General features: G+C 65.2%; 14 protein-coding genes and 1 riboswitch. Of the genes, 4 read left to right on the forward strand and 10 right to left on the reverse strand.

From position 1 onward, the window contains the following. Window positions 1-1,703 (reverse strand): serine/threonine protein kinase (locus NFX52_RS06560; RefSeq protein ID WP_252635587.1); only part of this gene is annotated, 1,703 nt, incomplete at its 3' end. A 313-nt stretch (window positions 1,704-2,016) separates the two neighbouring features. On the opposite strand from NFX52_RS06560, the gene NFX52_RS06565 reads away from it, so the two are divergent. Further along, window positions 2,017-2,904, forward strand: coding sequence for a 23S rRNA (adenine(2030)-N(6))-methyltransferase RlmJ (locus NFX52_RS06565; protein ID WP_055393092.1), 888 nt, complete (start codon window positions 2,017-2,019; stop codon window positions 2,902-2,904). Between the two features lie 48 nt (window positions 2,905-2,952). On the opposite strand, the gene NFX52_RS06570 is transcribed toward NFX52_RS06565, so the two are convergent. The 5 genes from NFX52_RS06570 to ahcY form a co-directional block, all read right to left on the reverse strand. Further along, window positions 2,953-3,384: a septal ring lytic transglycosylase RlpA family protein gene (locus NFX52_RS06570; protein WP_369801306.1), complete on the reverse strand. Its 432-nt coding sequence runs from the start codon at window positions 3,382-3,384 to the stop codon at window positions 2,953-2,955. Between the two features lie 109 nt (window positions 3,385-3,493). After that, window positions 3,494-4,057 (reverse strand): hypothetical protein, encoded by a 564-nt coding sequence (locus NFX52_RS06575; protein WP_082437230.1) that lies wholly within the window; start codon window positions 4,055-4,057, stop codon window positions 3,494-3,496. Between the two features lie 110 nt (window positions 4,058-4,167). Continuing rightward, on the reverse strand, window positions 4,168-5,019 hold the full coding sequence (metF, locus tag NFX52_RS06580; protein ID WP_055393090.1) for a methylenetetrahydrofolate reductase [NAD(P)H]: 852 nt from the start codon (window positions 5,017-5,019) through the stop codon (window positions 4,168-4,170). Continuing rightward, complete coding sequence (locus NFX52_RS06585) at window positions 5,016-6,014, reverse strand: TlyA family RNA methyltransferase (protein WP_055393107.1); 999 nt, start codon at window positions 6,012-6,014, stop codon at window positions 5,016-5,018. Before NFX52_RS06585 ends, metF begins: the two co-directional genes overlap by 4 nt. Window positions 6,015-6,162: 148 nt before the next feature. After that, window positions 6,163-7,596 (reverse strand): adenosylhomocysteinase, encoded by a 1,434-nt coding sequence (gene ahcY, locus NFX52_RS06590; RefSeq protein WP_055393105.1) that lies wholly within the window; start codon window positions 7,594-7,596, stop codon window positions 6,163-6,165. A gap of 71 nt (window positions 7,597-7,667) precedes the next feature. Further along, a riboswitch (S-adenosyl-L-homocysteine riboswitch) is annotated at window positions 7,668-7,747 on the reverse strand. A 176-nt stretch (window positions 7,748-7,923) separates the two neighbouring features. On the opposite strand from ahcY, the gene NFX52_RS06595 reads away from it, so the two are divergent. From NFX52_RS06595 to NFX52_RS06605, 3 genes are all read left to right on the forward strand, one after another. Continuing rightward, complete coding sequence (locus NFX52_RS06595) at window positions 7,924-9,549, forward strand: peptide chain release factor 3 (RefSeq protein WP_055393087.1); 1,626 nt, start codon at window positions 7,924-7,926, stop codon at window positions 9,547-9,549. Between the two features lie 384 nt (window positions 9,550-9,933). Continuing rightward, a complete protein-coding gene (locus tag NFX52_RS06600; protein ID WP_055393085.1) occupies window positions 9,934-11,382 on the forward strand; it encodes a hypothetical protein in 1,449 nt (482 codons plus the stop codon). A gap of 107 nt (window positions 11,383-11,489) precedes the next feature. Continuing rightward, window positions 11,490-12,293: an HAD-IIB family hydrolase gene (locus NFX52_RS06605; RefSeq protein WP_055393079.1), complete on the forward strand. Its 804-nt coding sequence runs from the start codon at window positions 11,490-11,492 to the stop codon at window positions 12,291-12,293. A gap of 112 nt (window positions 12,294-12,405) precedes the next feature. On the opposite strand, the gene NFX52_RS06610 is transcribed toward NFX52_RS06605, so the two are convergent. From NFX52_RS06610 to NFX52_RS06625, 4 genes are read right to left on the reverse strand one after another with little or no spacing between them, the layout of a single operon-like run. Then, complete coding sequence (locus tag NFX52_RS06610; RefSeq protein ID WP_055393077.1) at window positions 12,406-13,647, reverse strand: ROK family transcriptional regulator; 1,242 nt, start codon at window positions 13,645-13,647, stop codon at window positions 12,406-12,408. A gap of 13 nt (window positions 13,648-13,660) precedes the next feature. After that, window positions 13,661-14,113 (reverse strand): RbsD/FucU family protein, encoded by a 453-nt coding sequence (locus NFX52_RS06615; protein ID WP_055393075.1) that lies wholly within the window; start codon window positions 14,111-14,113, stop codon window positions 13,661-13,663. 8 nt (window positions 14,114-14,121) lie between these two features. Further along, entirely contained in the window at window positions 14,122-14,928 is an 807-nt protein-coding gene (locus tag NFX52_RS06620) for an ATP-binding cassette domain-containing protein (RefSeq protein WP_055393072.1), read from the reverse strand. Between the two features lie 2 nt (window positions 14,929-14,930). Beyond that, on the reverse strand, window positions 14,931-15,890 hold the full coding sequence (locus NFX52_RS06625) for an ABC transporter permease (protein ID WP_055393070.1): 960 nt from the start codon (window positions 15,888-15,890) through the stop codon (window positions 14,931-14,933). Window positions 15,891-15,908: the final 18 nt, after the last annotated feature.

Consider the following 15,908-nt stretch of genomic DNA (forward strand, 5'->3'; position numbering starts at 1 on the left):
GTCGGAGCCGGCTCAGGGGCGGCCCGTCGCGCACGAGTGGGGGCGCGCGGAGCAGAAGCAGGGACAAGTGCTGGCGCAGGCATGGATGCAGCAGCCACCGTATCGCTCGCAGCGCCGTCCACAGCAGCAGAGGCCGCTGCGGCCGGGTCCTGCAGCGCCGTCTCCATCACTGCAGGTGGCGGCGCTGCGGGCGGCTCTGCCATCTCGGTGATGATGTCGTCCTGCGGCGCCTTGCTGCTCTGGGCCCAGCGCAGGCCAGCGGCAGAAACCACCACGGCCACCACAGCCACCCCGAGCCACACCACAACCGGCGAGCGCCGTGTTGTTTTCACCGCCTTGCCGTGGGGGCGGGCGATCTCCCGCTCCAGGGGCCGTGGTCGATGGTCGGACGCATGGCGGGTGGTGTTCCCCAGCTTGGGGTCGCCCGCGGGATCGTCGTAGCGGGAGTCATCGACCACCACCGTGTCTCCTGCGTCGATGAAGACCGTATCACCCGCATCGGCAGCCACAGTGTCCGGGCCGCCCAGCATCACGGTGTCTCCGCCAACATTCGCTTCGCCCGCGGGAGTGGCACGCCCTCCGGCCTCGTGGGCCACTCCGTTCCCGGTGGCGCGCTGCGCCTGGGCGTGCATCTCTGCCACGATGCTGGGTGCTGAGGTCACATCCACCGTGGGCGTTACCAAGCCCGGGCCCGGCTGATCGGCAGGCTCCACCCAGATATCCCCCAGGTCGTTCCGGAAGTCGAAGTGCTCGCTCCCCTCCGGCGCAGACGTCATCTCCATGAGCTGCAGGAATGCGTCGATGCTCTGCGGCCGGTCCTCCGGCTTGAGCGCCAGCGACTGCGCGATCGCCGCCACGAAAGGCGCGGAATACTCCACGCCAAACTGGCGCTTGACGGTTCTGGCCACGCGGGAGAACGACACCATGCGATCGCGGATGGAGCGCAACGTGGCAGGCAGCGGCGTGTCGTTGCACAAGCAGCCATGCACTACCGCAGCCAGGGAATACAGGTCGCTCCAGGGGCCCTGGCGCAGATCCTCGTCGCCATCGGAATATTGCTCTATGGGCGCGTAGTTGACCTTGAGGACGGCGGTGTGTTTGCGGTCCTGGTCGTTGATCGCGTGCCGGGCAGCGCCCAGGTCGAGCAGCACCGGGGGGCCGATGTCCTGCAGAAAAATGTTGTCGGGCGAAATATCCCGATGCAGGGTCTTACCGTCATGGAGCACCCGCAGGGCACCCAGCACCGACCACAGCACCTTGCGCAGCCAGATCTCGGGCGGCGGGGTGCGCATCTGGGCACGGGCCTGCTTGAAGGTCATGCCGCTGTAGAGGGGCATGACCATGTAGGCCGTGTTGTTGGCCTCCCAGAAGCGGAACACCTTGACCAGCGAAGGGTGGTCAAACTGCGCCAGCAGGCGCGCCTCACCCACAAAAGAGGCCAGCCCGGCCTGGAACGTTTGCTGGTCCGACGACGATCTCACCCAGAGCGACTGGCCCTGCGCACGCCCCGCCAGCGCCGAAGGCATGTATTCCTTGATCGCCACGGCCCGGTGCAGGGAGTGGTCAAAGGCCTTGTAGACCATGCCAAACCCGCCAACCCCCAGGAGCGCAAGGATCTCGAACTCAGCGAGGCGGGTGCCTGGCGGCAGCGCATCCACATGGCTGACACCGCTGGCTGGGGCTTGGCTGGAACTTGCGATCATGGTGGAAAGGGTGTGGCGTGCGGGCTTGTTTCGACAGAGATTGTGGGTGAACGGGTGCCAACACCGCTCCGAACGCAATCATGAAGCATGCCAGCACGCGCTACAGAAACAAAAGGCTTCCCGTCTGCCAAAAAAGTTACACACCCTGGTCAGAGATACGCCGATTGTGCCGCGCCATGATTCCTGGCCGCCCTCAGCCCATGACAAATTCGCATGGAACCATGACCCGGCCTCTGTGGTGCACGCCACCCAGCGCAGCCCCCCCTCGACCCGGCCCAGGGAGGCGACAGGGCGCACTCGTTACCATAGAGCCATGTTCAGTTATCGCCACGCCTTCCACGCAGGCAACCATGCCGATGTGCTCAAGCACACGGTCTTGATCGCCGCCTTGCAACACCTTACCGAGAAAGACGCGGCCCTCACCGTGCTGGACACGCATGCGGGCGCGGGCCTGTACCGGCTCGACGGCGACTACGCCAGCACCAGCGGCGAAGCTGCAGACGGCATCGTCCGCCTGTTTGCCCCCACGGCCCCAGCCCTCACGCCGGCCCTGCAGGCCTATGTGGACATGGTCCGTGCCTTCAACCAGGGCAACACGCTGCGGGTTTACCCAGGCTCCCCGTTCATCACCCAGCGCCTGTTGCGCGACCACGACAAGCTCAAGCTCTTTGAGCTGCATCCCACCGACCTGCGCGCCCTGGCGGGCAACGTGGCCCAGCTCGAAGCAGGCCGCCAAGTGGCCGTGCTGCACGAAGACGGGTTCGAAGGGATCAAGAAATTCCTGCCTCCACCGGCCCGCCGCGCTTTGGTACTGTGCGATCCCAGCTATGAAATCAAGAGCGACTATGCCAAGGTGCTCGATATGGCGGCGGATTCGCTCAAGCGCTTTGCCACCGGCACGTACGCCTTTTGGTACCCCATCATCCCGCGCCCCGAGGCGCACGACCTGCCTCGCCGTCTCAAGACCCTGGCCACCAAGGCAGGCAAAAGCTGGCTGCATGCCACGCTGACCGTCAAGAACAGCAAGCTCACCGAAAACGCTGCTGGCGACGTCAAGCGCCCAGGCTTGCCAGCCAGTGGCATGTTTCTGATCAACCCGCCCTTCACCCTGAAAGCCGCGCTCAAAACCGCACTGCCACAAATGGTGGAATTGCTGGCCCAGGACAAACACGCCACGCACACCCTGGAATCAGGCGGCTGATGCGTCCAAGTGGCGGGTCGTTCTTACGGCCCATCCGCCCCCACGTCCTCACTCTTCAGGGCAGGTCGATTCTCCATTGGCCACAGGAAACACCTCCACCGGCTTGAGCCCCAGACCGTGCAGCCCCAGGGCAATGGCTGCAGCGCGGCTCAAGTCCACGATCCGGCCCCGCGCATGGGGCCCCCGGTCATTCACGCGCACCACAACCCCTCGGCCCGTGATCTGGCTGCGCACACAGATGAATGTGCCAAAGGCCAGGGTGGGGTGCGCAGCGGTCATTGCGTGCATGTCAAACCGCTCGCCACTGGCGGTCTTGCGCCGGTGAAACCCAGGCCCGTACCAGGACGCGAGTCCGGTCTCTGGCGCCACCTCGTACCGGCCAGACTCCCCCGAAGGCGCAGCCCATGGAGCGTCAATGGGCTCACCAAGAGGTTGCACCTCCTCATCCAGCAGCCCCGCCTCGGCCAACGCGGCATCCACGGCATTCGGGGTGGAGGGCTCTGCCGTGTTACCGGCCCCCTCTGCCTGCGCAGCAGGCAACCACGCACAGCAGGCCGCAACCAGCAGGGGCAGTAGCCGCAGGTGGGCGCTAGCGCTTGCAGCGCTCCAGAAATGCTTCCTCAAACCGTCGCAGATCGTTTTTCTCTCCATCCGTCAAATCCGTTCTGGCGCGTTTGTTGGTAAGAATGCGGCGAGACTCGGCGCATTGCTGGGCGTGCCGCTCCTGCTGCTCCCTGGAAGCCTGTGCTGCGACCTGGGCAGACTTTTCGTCTTCCCGGCGCTGCTTGTCGCGGTGGCGGCGCTCCGCCGAAAGCCGTGAGTACGCATCCTGCTCCTCCTCCCGGCAATCGCGCCGGTATTCGCGCCGCATTCCTTCCACCACATCGGCCTTGATGCCCCGGCCATACGCTCCCCGGATGTTTTCATCCAGGGCCCGGCAGCGCGCGCTCAGATACTGATGGTGGTCCGGGGTTTCGGGCGATGACCGCGCCGGCGAATAGCTGTCATAACGTGGCGATGAATATTGCGCCGGGGCAGGCCCCGCCACAGCGGCTGTGGTGCGGGAGCCCTCAGGGCACGGCCGCGACAGGACAAAAGTGTTCCCATTTCCGTCCCGGCAGTGGTAGCGGGTCTGCGCCTGAACGCCCGACATGCCCAACACCCAAACACACAGCGCACACCATACCGCCACCCCAGCTCGTTCCATGACCACCATCCCCCTGCAAATGTTGCAAAGTGCTAATGGTAGCCACGCCGTGGCCATCAGATCCCCAGGCGGCGGCAGATTTCCAGAGTGGCCGTACTCTGGTTCATGGTGTAGAAGTGCAGTGCGGGTACGCCCGCGCTGCGCAGCTGGTCGCACAGGTCAGTCACCACATCAAGCCCAAAAGCCTTGATGCTGGCCGTGTCGTCGCCAAACGCCTGCAGGCGCAGCCGGATCCAGCGGGGAATCTCGGCACCGCAGGCGTCCGAGAAACGCATCAGCTGCGTGGAGCTTCCGATGGGCATGATGCCGGGCACCACGGGCACGTTGGCGCCCAGGCGCTGTGTGTCTTCCACAAAGCGGAAATACGCATCGCTGTTGTAGAAATACTGGGTGATGGCCGAGTCCGCACCCGCCTGAACCTTGGCGATGTAGGCGTTCAGGTCTGCCTCGGGCGACTTGGCCTGGGGATGCACCTCGGGGTAGGCGGCCACTTCGATGTGGAAATCCCGGCCCGTCTCCGCGCGGATGAAGGCCACCAGGTCACTGGCGTACTGAAACTCCCCGCCCGCGCCGTAGCCGCTGGGCAAATCGCCACGCAACGCCACCAGGCGCTTGACGCCCATGGCCTTGAGCGTGGCGAGCTGCTCGCGCACGGACTGGCGTGTGGCACCAATGCACGAGAAGTGCGAGGCGGCGCTCACACCTTCGGCCAGGATTTCGCGCACCGTGCCGAAAGTGCCCTCCTGCGTGGAGCCACCGGCGCCGTAGGTCACCGAGCAGAAATCCGGGTGCAGCGCATACAGCTGCTGGCGCGCGGCCCGCAGCTTGTCCGCCCCTTCGGGCGTTTTGGGCGGAAAAAATTCGAAACTCACCGGAAAACCGGTGCCCTGGGCATTGGCAGCAATCATGGTGCCCTCCTCGCATAAACAAAAAATTCATGGTTGCCGTCGCCGCCCTGGATAGGGCTGTCAAGCCAGGCCTGTACGGCCAGACCCAGTTCGGCGCAGCAGTCGCGGATGCGTTTTTCCACCACGGCATACAGGGCGGCATCCCGCACCACACCGCCCTTGCCCACCTGGCCCGGCTGCAGTTCAAACTGCGGCTTGACCAGCATGAGCAGGTGGCCGTCAGGGCGCAGGAATGCGGCGATGGCGGGCAGCACCAGGGTCAGCGAGATGAAGGACAGATCCCCCGTCACCAGGTCGAACGCCGGTGTCGTGTCCACGCCCGCGCATTCGGCGCGGCGTCTGCGCTGGACGGGCAGTGTGCCCTGCGCGCGGGCTTCGGCGCGCAGGGCGCGCTCGGACTTGAAGGCTTCGATGTCCTGGTCCTTGGCGTCGCCGCTATCGTCGTAGGCTTCGTCCACCAGGCCGCCGTTGCGCATCCAGCTGTAGGGCGCCTCGGGCTGGGTTTCGTTGTCTTCCTCAGCATCGACGACTTCGGAGAGCGCCAGCTCGCAGGCTTCCTGCAGCGCCTGGGCGGTCAACGAGCGCGCGTTCACGCCCTCCACGCAGACCACACGCAGATCGCTGCGCAGCCGCTCGTGGAGCTGGCCATGGCCCACGTCCACACCGATGACCTGCGCCGCGCCCTGCTGCAGCAGACAATCGGTAAAGCCGCCGGTGCTCTGCCCCACATCCAGGCAGCGCAGCCCGGCCACGGACAGCCCCGTGGCCAACAAGGCGCCTTCCAGCTTGAGGCCGCCGCGCGAGATGTACTTGGCCTCGGCATCGTCCAGCAGCTTCACCTCGGCCACGGACGGGATGTCATCGCCGTTCTTGGCCACCTTCTGCCAGGGCGCCAGGGGTGACAGACGCCACTCCACGCCCGCAGCAATCAGCCGCTGCGCTTGCGAGCGCGTGGCCGCATGGCCCGCTTCCACCAAAAATACATCTGCACGCATGGCGCTCATCCTTTAAGAGTCAAATCAGCCTCCAGCGCTTATCCATCAAGCGCAAGCAGCTATCACAATAGTAGCAACCACGATGCAGTGATCCACCAGCGCACCGGCGGCATGCCGCCAAGGCGCGCAATGCGCCTGGGGCGCGGGATCAATAGCGGTAGGTGTCCGGCTTGTACGGGCCTTGCTTGGGCACGCCAATGTAGGCGGCCTGCTCGTCGGTCAGCTCCGTCAGCATGGCGCCCACCTTCTTGAGGTGCAGACGGGCCACCTTTTCGTCCAGGTGCTTGGGCAACACGTAGACCTTGCCGTTTTCGTAGTAGTCGCTGTGGGTGAACAGCTCGATCTGGGCAATGGTCTGGTTGGCAAAGCTCGACGACATCACAAAGCTCGGGTGGCCCGTGCCGCAGCCCAGGTTCACCAGGCGGCCCTTGGCCAGCAGGATGATGCGCTTGCCGTCCGGGAAGATCACGTGGTCCACCTGGGGCTTGATCTCTTCCCACTCGTACTGCTCCAGCGACGCCACCTGGATCTCGTTGTCGAAGTGGCCGATGTTGCAGACGATGGCCTGATCCTTCATGGCCAGCATGTGCTCGTGGCGGATCACGTCCTTGTTGCCAGTGGTGGTCACGAAGATGTCGGCCTTGTCGGCAGCGTATTCCATCGTCACGACCTTGTAGCCTTCCATCGCGGCTTGCAGGGCGTTGATGGGGTCGATCTCGGTCACCCACACCTGGGCGCTCAGTGCACGCAGGGCCTGGGCGCTGCCCTTGCCCACGTCGCCGTAGCCGGCCACCACGGCCACCTTGCCAGCGATCATCACGTCGGTGGCGCGCTTGATGCCGTCCACCAGCGATTCACGGCAACCGTACAGGTTGTCGAACTTGCTCTTGGTCACCGAGTCGTTCACGTTGATGGCGCGGAACATCAGCGAGCCCTTGGCCGACATTTCCTTCAAGCGGTGCACGCCGGTGGTGGTTTCTTCGGTCACGCCGATGATCTGGGCGCTCTTGCGGCTGTACCAGGTCGGGTCCTCAGCCAGCTTGGCCTTGATGGAGGCAAACAGGCAGGTCTCTTCTTCGCTGGTGGGGCTGGCGATCAGCGAGGCGTCCTTTTCGGCGCGCTTGCCCAGGTGCATCAGCAGCGTGGCATCGCCGCCGTCGTCCAGTATCAGGTTGGGGCCTTCGCCTTCGGTGCCGGCGGGGCCAAAGTCAAAAATGCGGTGGGTGTAGTCCCAGTATTCGGCCAGGGTCTCGCCCTTGATGGCAAACACAGGCGTACCGGCGGCAGCAATGGCGGCGGCGGCGTGGTCTTGCGTGGAGAAGATGTTGCAAGAAGCCCAGCGCACCTCAGCGCCCAGGGCCTGCAGCGTCTCGATCAGCACGGCGGTCTGGATCGTCATGTGCAGCGAGCCCGTGATGCGGGCGCCCTTGAGCGACTGCTTGGGCGCGAACTCCTCGCGGATGGCCATGAGGCCAGGCATCTCGGTTTCGGCGATGCGGATTTCTTTGCGGCCCCATGCGGCCAGGCCGATGTCGGCAATGATGCAGTCGGTGTTGACCGGGGCGTTGACGCGTGCGTTCATGATGGTTTCTTGCTCCAAAGCATGTTTGAAAAACCACTGGTCGCGGGAGTGAAAAAGCTCACCACACGAGAAGTGGATGAGCGTCGTTGCTAGATGACTCCGAGCCTCACGCCCCGCCTGTGCTGGGGACGCTGCAACGCTCCTCGGATCGGCAGATTATAAAAGCAAGTGCATTCCCCGCACCATGCCCCGGGATGAATCCGTCCTCGGCCTTGCACGGAACAGTAAAATCCCGCCACTGCCGCCCCTGCGTCCCACGCCGGTCCCGGCCTGAAGATTCTTGCGCAGGGCGCTCTGCCCCGCACCCATCCCATTCAGGAACCCCCTGTGTCCTACGCCCCAGAAACCCGGCGCCGCCGTACCTTTGCCATCATTTCCCACCCCGACGCGGGTAAGACGACGCTGACGGAAAAGCTGCTGCTGTTCTCGGGCGCGATCCAGATCGCAGGCGCGGTGAAGGGCCGCAAGGCCAGCCGCCACGCCACCTCCGACTGGATGGAAATCGAAAAGCAGCGCGGCATCTCGGTGGCCAGCTCGGTCATGCAGATGCTGTACCGCGAGCACGTGATCAACCTGCTCGACACCCCCGGCCACAAGGACTTCTCGGAAGACACCTACCGCGTGCTCACGGCCGTGGACTCGGCCCTCATGGTGATCGACGCGGCCAACGGTGTGGAAGCACAGACCCGCCGCCTGATCGAGGTCTGCCGCCAGCGCGATACGCCCATCATCACCTTCGTCAACAAGATGGACCGCGAAGTGCGCGACCCACTGGACATCATGGACGAGGTGGAGCGCGAGCTGGGCATGCCCTGCTGCCCCATGACCTGGCCCGTGGGCCAGGGCAAGAGCTTTGGCGGCATCATCAACCTGCGCACCAAGACCATGACGGTGTTCGAGTCCGGCAGCGAACGCCGCCCACAGGACTTCGAGGCCATCCCCTTGTCGGACGAGGCGACTCTGCGCGCACGCTTTGGCGCCGAGTTCGACGCCGCGCTGGAGAGCATGGAACTGGCCGTGGGCGCATCGCCCGCGTGGGACCATGAAGCCTTCCTGGCTGGCAAGCTCACCCCCGTGTTCTTCGGCTCCGGCGTGAACAACTTCGGGGTAATGGAAGTGCTCGATGCCCTGGTGGACATGGCCCCTCCCCCCGGCCCGCGCGTAAGCACGCTTGAAGTGAACAAGCAACCCGTGGTGAAGACCATCCAGCCCGAAGACGAAGGCTTTGCCGGGGTGGTGTTCAAGGTGCAGGCCAACATGGATGCCAACCACCGCGACCGCATCGCCTTTGTGCGCGTGGCCTCGGGCAAATACACGCCGGGCATGAAGCTCAAGGTGCAGCGCACCTCCAAGGAGCTGCGCCCCACCAGCGTGGTGACCTTCATGTCGCAACGCCGCGAGGCCGTCGAAGAAGCCTACGCAGGCGACATCATTGGCTTTACCACCCACGGCGGCGTGCAGCTGGGCGACACCATCACCGATGGTGCCAACCTGCAGTTCACCGGCCTGCCCTTCTTCGCGCCCGAAATGTTCATGACCGTGGTGCTCAAGAACCCACTGCGCACCAAACAGCTCCAGCAGGGCCTGGCCCAGCTGGGCGAGGAAGGCGCGATCCAGGTCTTCAAGCCCGACGCAGGCGGCAACATGCTGCTGGGCGCCGTGGGCCAGCTGCAGTTTGAAGTGGTACAGCACCGCCTCAAGGCCGAGTACGACGCCGACGTGCGCCTGGAAGGCTGCCAGTACACCGGCGCGCGCTGGATCACCGCCGACAACGCGGCCGACCTGCGCGCGTTCACCGACGCCTACCCGCTGCGGCTGGCGCACGACGCGGCCGACACACTGGCGTACCTGTGCACCAGCCCGTATGACGTGCGCCTGGCGCAAGAGCGGTTTCCGAAGATCCATTTCCACCCGCTGCGCGAGCATGCGGGGTTGGCGCTGCAGGGCGCATAGCCCGCACAAGAGGGGGAAATTCTTGCGCAGTCAGCCGATCAATTTCTCCATGGCGCCGCTTTGCACCAGGACTGGCATCGGCTCCACCATTTCCGCACTGGCCCTGGTCGGTGCGGACTGGCTGCTGCTGAAGACTTTGACCAGAGGGCGTGATGTGCCTGGGAGTGTGGGCGGCAGAAGGCATCGAAGCGAAACGTGCGAAAACCGGGGATCGCGTGGTGCTACCGACAAGCCCAGTGCGGGCCCCTGGGCGCGGGAGGTGGTACCACGCGAGACCGGTTTATTGCGCGTTGCAGCCGATGCGCCTTCTGCCGCCCGCACTCCTAGCCACTACACGCCTGCAGCGCTCAACTTCCTGCGTCATTGGCAATGGATGCTCCAGCATTGAAAGCCGCGCGCCTCGCGCTGCGCACACACATCGACCGCCACCCCTGGATCGAGTGTCTCAGCGCCACACTGCTTCTGTCTCTGCTCACCCTGCTGGTGCATGGCGCATCACTCCAGGGATCTTGGCGCTGGGATGACGGCGCTCACCTGAGCTACGCCGCCCAATACACACCCTGGCAATATTTCTTGGAGCCCCACATTGCCCAAGGGCACTCCAGCGCCAATGTCGCTCCATGGAACCTGCTGTTCTACGACATCAACCTGAGCTTGTTCGGCATGGCCGCCGCTGGCCACTACGCGCACTTGCTTCTGCTCGTGGGGCTGGGAGCCGCGTTGTTCTATGCCGTGTTGCGAGAGTGGGTGGAGCCCCTGCCCGCGCTGATCGGCGCCGTTGCGCTGTTGCTTGGCAAGCCCACTGCCCACATCGCGGCGGGCCTGATGCATGGGCACTATGCGACCGGCTTCGTGTTCGCCATGCTGTCGATACTGGGCTGGACCCGGTATCTCAAAGGCGGGCGCGGATACTGGCTGGGGCTGTCGGCCCTGGCCTACCTGCTGGCGACTACCTGCAAGGAAGTCTATGTACCCCTGGTCGTCCTCTTGCCCTTCCTGCCCGTGGGCACGCGGCCGCAACGGGTGCGTGCTCTGATACCGTTTGTGCTGATTGCACTGGTCTACATAGGGTGGCGCTACCTGCTACTGGGGCGCCTCGTGGGCGGCTACAGCCAGGGGGTTTTCGATGCCAGCGAGGCCCTGCGCCAGTTGCTCCGGGTTCCCAAATTGCTCCTCGGCTCCAAACCGCCCGGCAACATCCTTGCCGTTGTATTTCTCGGCCTTCTGTGTCTTGCGGCCGTGAAGCGCCGCCTCCATGCGCCTGTTTTCTTCGTGTCCTTGGGCATCGTCCTGCTGCCGCTGATACCGCTGACGGCCTTTCCGGGAATTCACAGTCCGGACCGTTACCTGTTCGTGCCGTGGGTGGCGTTTTCAGCCTGCCTGGCGGTCGTCTGGCCGCGAGAGACGCGCCCGGTTTTTGCCCTTGTTGGAGGCGCAGCGCTTGTTGCGGCCCTGGCAGGTGTGCATGCGCAGGAGAAACAGGCGCTCAGGCCCAACCTGGCGTATTGGGACACGCTGTACCGCTTTGCCCTGTCGCTCGACAAAGAGCGGCAGGCCATATTCGTAGTCCCTGAGTTCGGAGGCACCGATGATGGATACAAACGCTCTGTACTGATCCGCGCCAGAAACACCGCCGACCTGTTTGCGCCAAAGCCGCAGCCAGGCGATTTGCATGTCGTGGACGAAAAGGGCCGTGGCCTGGAACAGGTCCCTTTGGCCACCCTGCAGCTATTCGAGTTCCGTGGTGGGGACATGGTGCCCATGCCCCCCGAAAGGGTCGCAGAGAAACTCCCGAGCCTGGCGCGTGGGCAACCTGCCCAAAGTGTCCGTTAGAAGCAGCCATCTCTTCGTCCACAGAAAAAGGTGCAAGCCCGAGCGACAGCCCTCCGCGACTTTCACCAACGCCCCCTCTCGCCATCCCTATGCCTTCTGGTTCCCCCATGCTTCCGTTGAGTACCTGGAATCCTCCCGCCCGCCTCGTCGGCCTGCTCACCGACATCGACGACACGCTGACCACGGAGGGGGTTGTGCCTGCGCACGTGGTGCAGGCGATGGAGTCGCTCAAGGCCCGGGGACTGGCCGTGATCCCCATCACGGGTCGCCCCGTAGGCTGGAGCGAGCCCTTTGCGACCGCCTGGCCTGTGGATGCCATCGTGGCCGAGAATGGTGCTGTGGCCCTGCAGCGCTCTCTGGACAAGCGCGATGCGCTATTAAAACGATATCAGCAGGATGCAGCCACGCGCGCAGCCCATTTCGCCCGCATGCAGCAAGTGCTGGCTGACATCGAAGCCAGGGTGCCCGGCGCCCGCCGCGCGACCGACTCGCCCGGACGCGAAACGGACATCGCCATCGACCACAGCGAGTTCACACACCTGCCCCAAGAGCGGATCGACCAATGCGTGGCGATCCTGCGCGCCGCAGGCATGAACGCCACCGTGAGCAGCATCCACATCAACGGCTGGTTCGGGGCGCACAACAAGCTGGAGGGCGCGCGCTGGATCGTGCGCGAGTTGCTGGGACGCGACCTCGACGCGGAGATCGACCGCTGGGTGTATGTGGGCGACTCGACCAACGACCAGCTCATGTTCGAGCACTTCCCCCACAGCGTGGGGGTGGCCAACATCGCGCGCTTTGTGCCACAACTGCAGCACCTGCCGCGTTATGTGACCCAGGGCGAACGTGGCGCGGGGTTTGCCGAAGTGGCGCGGGCGATCCTGGCGGGTCTGGATCGCGGCGGGAGCTGAGCCTGAAGCAGCCTTGGCCGAGAAATTTGAATAAAAATACGGCCTAGCGCTTGATGGATGTGCGCAAATAGCTATATTTTTAATAGCAAACCTTCACAGTCCCATGCTCTTCTCAGGCCTTGAGGAAGATGTCTGTATCCGGCGCGAAACACGCATGCAGCGGCAGCAGCGCTCCGCCCAGCGCGCGGGCGTCCGAGCCCATGGTGCCCAGCTCCAGCCGGGGGGGCTGGTGCAGGCCTTCCCAGTTGTAGTCGGCCAGCGCGTGGCGGGCGCTCTCGCACAGGGCCTGCAGCAGCTCGGGGGCTGCGGCGCCATCGACCACCACGGCGTCCAGATCCAAAAACGCGGTGGCCGAGACGATGCAGTGCGCCAGGCCCGCCGCAGCGCGCGCAATCCAGCCCCGGCTGTGTTCCAGCCACGGGGCCTGCAGCACACGCTTGTCGTAGGCGGCCATAGGGTCGAGGCCATGTTCGCGAAAGCGCTGCTCCAGCTCCCACAGCGATGCCTGGCTGATGAGCTGCGCCGGTGCCTGGCCCGGCTGGGCGGGTGACAGCGGCAGCGAAGCCACCGCACCCGCGTTGCCATGCAGACCGCGATGCAGGTGCGAATTGATGACCAGCCCGCCGCCCACAAAGGTGTCCATGAACAGGTACAAAAAGCTCGGGATGTCGCGCCCGCGCCCCTGCAGCAGCTCGGCCACGCAGGCGGCGGAGGTGTCCTTGGCAAAGGACACAGGCAGCTCGGTCATCTGCTGCACCTGCTCGGCCAGGTCGATGTTGTTCCAGGCTTCGGACTGCGCCTCGGTCAGCCCCAGCATGCGGTGCCAGCCGCCCAACTGGAACGGCGCGGCCACGCCCACACCCACCACGCGCGAGCGCAGCGGGCCCAGGCCGTCGAGCAGCTGGTTCAGGTGCGTGCGGATGGCGGGCAAAAGCACGTCGATGTCGGGGAAGGCGTAGTCGAGCACGATGCGCTCGCGCACGTGGCCGGTGAAATCGACCAGCAGCCAGTCGGCACTGCGGCGGCCGATCTTGATGCCGATGGCAAAGGCGCCGTCGGGGTTGAGGCCAATGGGCACCGAAGGCTGGCCCACACGGCCGCGCACCGGGGCTTCGCGGCGCAGCAGCTGGTCTTCGTCCAGCCGCGCGGTGATGAGGCCGATGGTCTGTGCCGTGAGGCCCGTGACCCGTGCCATCTCGGCCTTGGCCAGGCTGCCGTGGGTGCGCAGCGCCTGCAGCACAACGCGCTCGTTGAACTGACGCAGCCCCACATGGTTGGAGCCGCGCTGGCGCAGCAGCGCGGGGCTGGCGGCAGTGTTGTCAACGGCGGGTAGGGATGCGTCGGTGTCCAGCATGGTGATGAAACGATCAGGCGTTCAGAGTGTCGCCGATGACGCCCTTGCGCAGCAGGAAGTTGCCCCAGGGCTGCAGCTCGCCCGTCACAACGATCGCATAGGCCTTTTTGACGAGCTCGTAGAACGCAAAACGCTCCACGCCTTCGGCCTGCTCGCTGGTCACGCCCTCGCGTGCGAGCACGTCCATGGTTTCGCGCTGCAGGGCCGATCGGTACGGCGCCTCGGTGCCGCCCACCTGCATGTAGGCCACAGGGTGCGGCACGTCCTGCGCCAGGGGCAACACACTGGCCACCGCTTGCACGGCACGCGCCATGCCAATGCCGGGCAGGCGCAGCACGGGCTTGCGCGCGCCCAGGCTCATGGCGGTGAAGTTGGCGTCGGCCAGCACGATGGCGTCGTCGTGGCCCATCTCGGCCAGCACCTTGAGCAGGTCGGGGGTCAGCAGGGGGTCAATGTTCTTCAGCATGGGGCGTTTCAGGCAAGGCATTCGGCGGGCAGGTCAGACGCGGCCATGGCACCGGTCATCACGGCCACGGTATCGCTCATGCTGATCTTCTTGGGGTTGACGACGGCGGCGCGCTTGCCCAGACGGGCGATGTGGATGCGGTCGGCAATCTCGAACACATGGGGCATGTTGTGGCTGATGAGGATGACGGGCAGGCCCTTGTCGCGCACACGGCGGATCAGCTCCAGCACCATGTTGCCCTCCTTCACGCCGAGGGCGGCGGTGGGCTCGTCCATGATGACAACATGGCGTGCGAACGCTGCCGCCCGCGCTACAGCCACGCACTGGCGCTGGCCACCCGAGAGAGTCTCGACCGCCTGCGTCATGGAGCGGATGCCGACCTTGAGCTCGGCCATGCGGGCTACGCTTTCTTCCAGCATCTTCTTTTTGTCGAGCATGCGCAGCGCGCTGCCCAGCAGTCCGGGGCGGCGCAGTTCGCGGCCGAGGAACAGGTTCTCGGCAATCGTCATGGCCGGGGCCACGGCCAGGTCCTGGTACACGGTTTCGATGCCCGCGCGGCGTGCGTCGATGGGGCTCTTGAACTGGATGCGCTGGCCGTCGAGCAGGATCTCGCCTTCGTCGGGCACGGTGGCGCCCGACAGCGCCTTGATGAGGCTCGACTTGCCCGCGCCGTTGTCGCCGATCACGGCCAGGATCTCCCCGGCGCGCAGCTCAAAGTCGGCGCCGTCGAGTGCAGTAACTTGGCCGTAGCGCTTGACCAGACCCTTGGCCTGCATGACCAGCGGCGCGTTCGTGGTGTGTGGGGAGGTGGTCATGATCAACGCACTCCTTTGCGCGAGAGTTGGTCGGTGGCCACGGCCAGGATCACGAGGATGCCGGTGACGAGGATCTGGTACACCGACGACACGCCCATGAGCGTGAGCCCATTGCGGAACACGCCCACAATCAGCGCCCCCACCAGCGTGCCCAAAATCATGCCGCGCCCGCCAAACAGACTGGTGCCGCCCAGCACCACGGCGCTGATGGCGTCCAGGTTCTCGGTCTGGCCCGCGTTCGGGTCGCCCGCCCCGGTGCGCGCCACCGACAGTACCGAGGCGATGCCGTAGAACAGGCCCGCCAGCACATACACACCCAGCAGCACCTTGTCGGTGGCAATGCCGGTGAGGCGCGTGGCCTCGGGGCTGTTGCCCACGGCGTACACATGGCGGCCGGGCGCAGTCTCGCGCAGCGCAAACCAGGTGACGAGGTACAGCACCAGCATGAGCACCGCGCCCCAGACGATGGCGGTCTGCCCCAGCTGGAAGGTGTTGCCCAGTGCGGTCATGCCAGCGGGGATGTCGGTGATGGTCTGCGCGCCCGAGTACAACTGCGTGGCGGCAAACGCGATGTTGAGCGTGCCCAGCGTCACGATGAAGGGAGGCAGCTTGATCTTCGTGACCAAGAGGCCGTTGATCAGGCCGAACAGCATGGTCACCGCCATGCCGCACGCAATCGCCACGGGGGCCGAGAGGCCGTAGTCCGCCGCCATCTTGGTCATCACGATGCCGCCCAGCGCCATCACCATGCCACACGACAGATCAATGCCCGCCGTGAGGATGACCAGCGTCTGGCCAATTGCGATTACGGCCACGACCATGACCTGCTGCAGGATGAGCGCGAAGTTCTGCGCGGACAGAAAACGTTCGCTCTGCGTGGCAAAAAAGGCGCACGCCAGGATCAGCGCGATGAACGGCCCCAGCGTGGCCAGGGGCGGTAGTTTGGAAGCGGTCGAGGACATGGCGGCTCCGTGCGGGTG

Source organism: Acidovorax facilis (genome assembly GCF_023913775.1).
Lineage (GTDB): Bacteria > Pseudomonadota > Gammaproteobacteria > Burkholderiales > Burkholderiaceae_C > Acidovorax > Acidovorax facilis.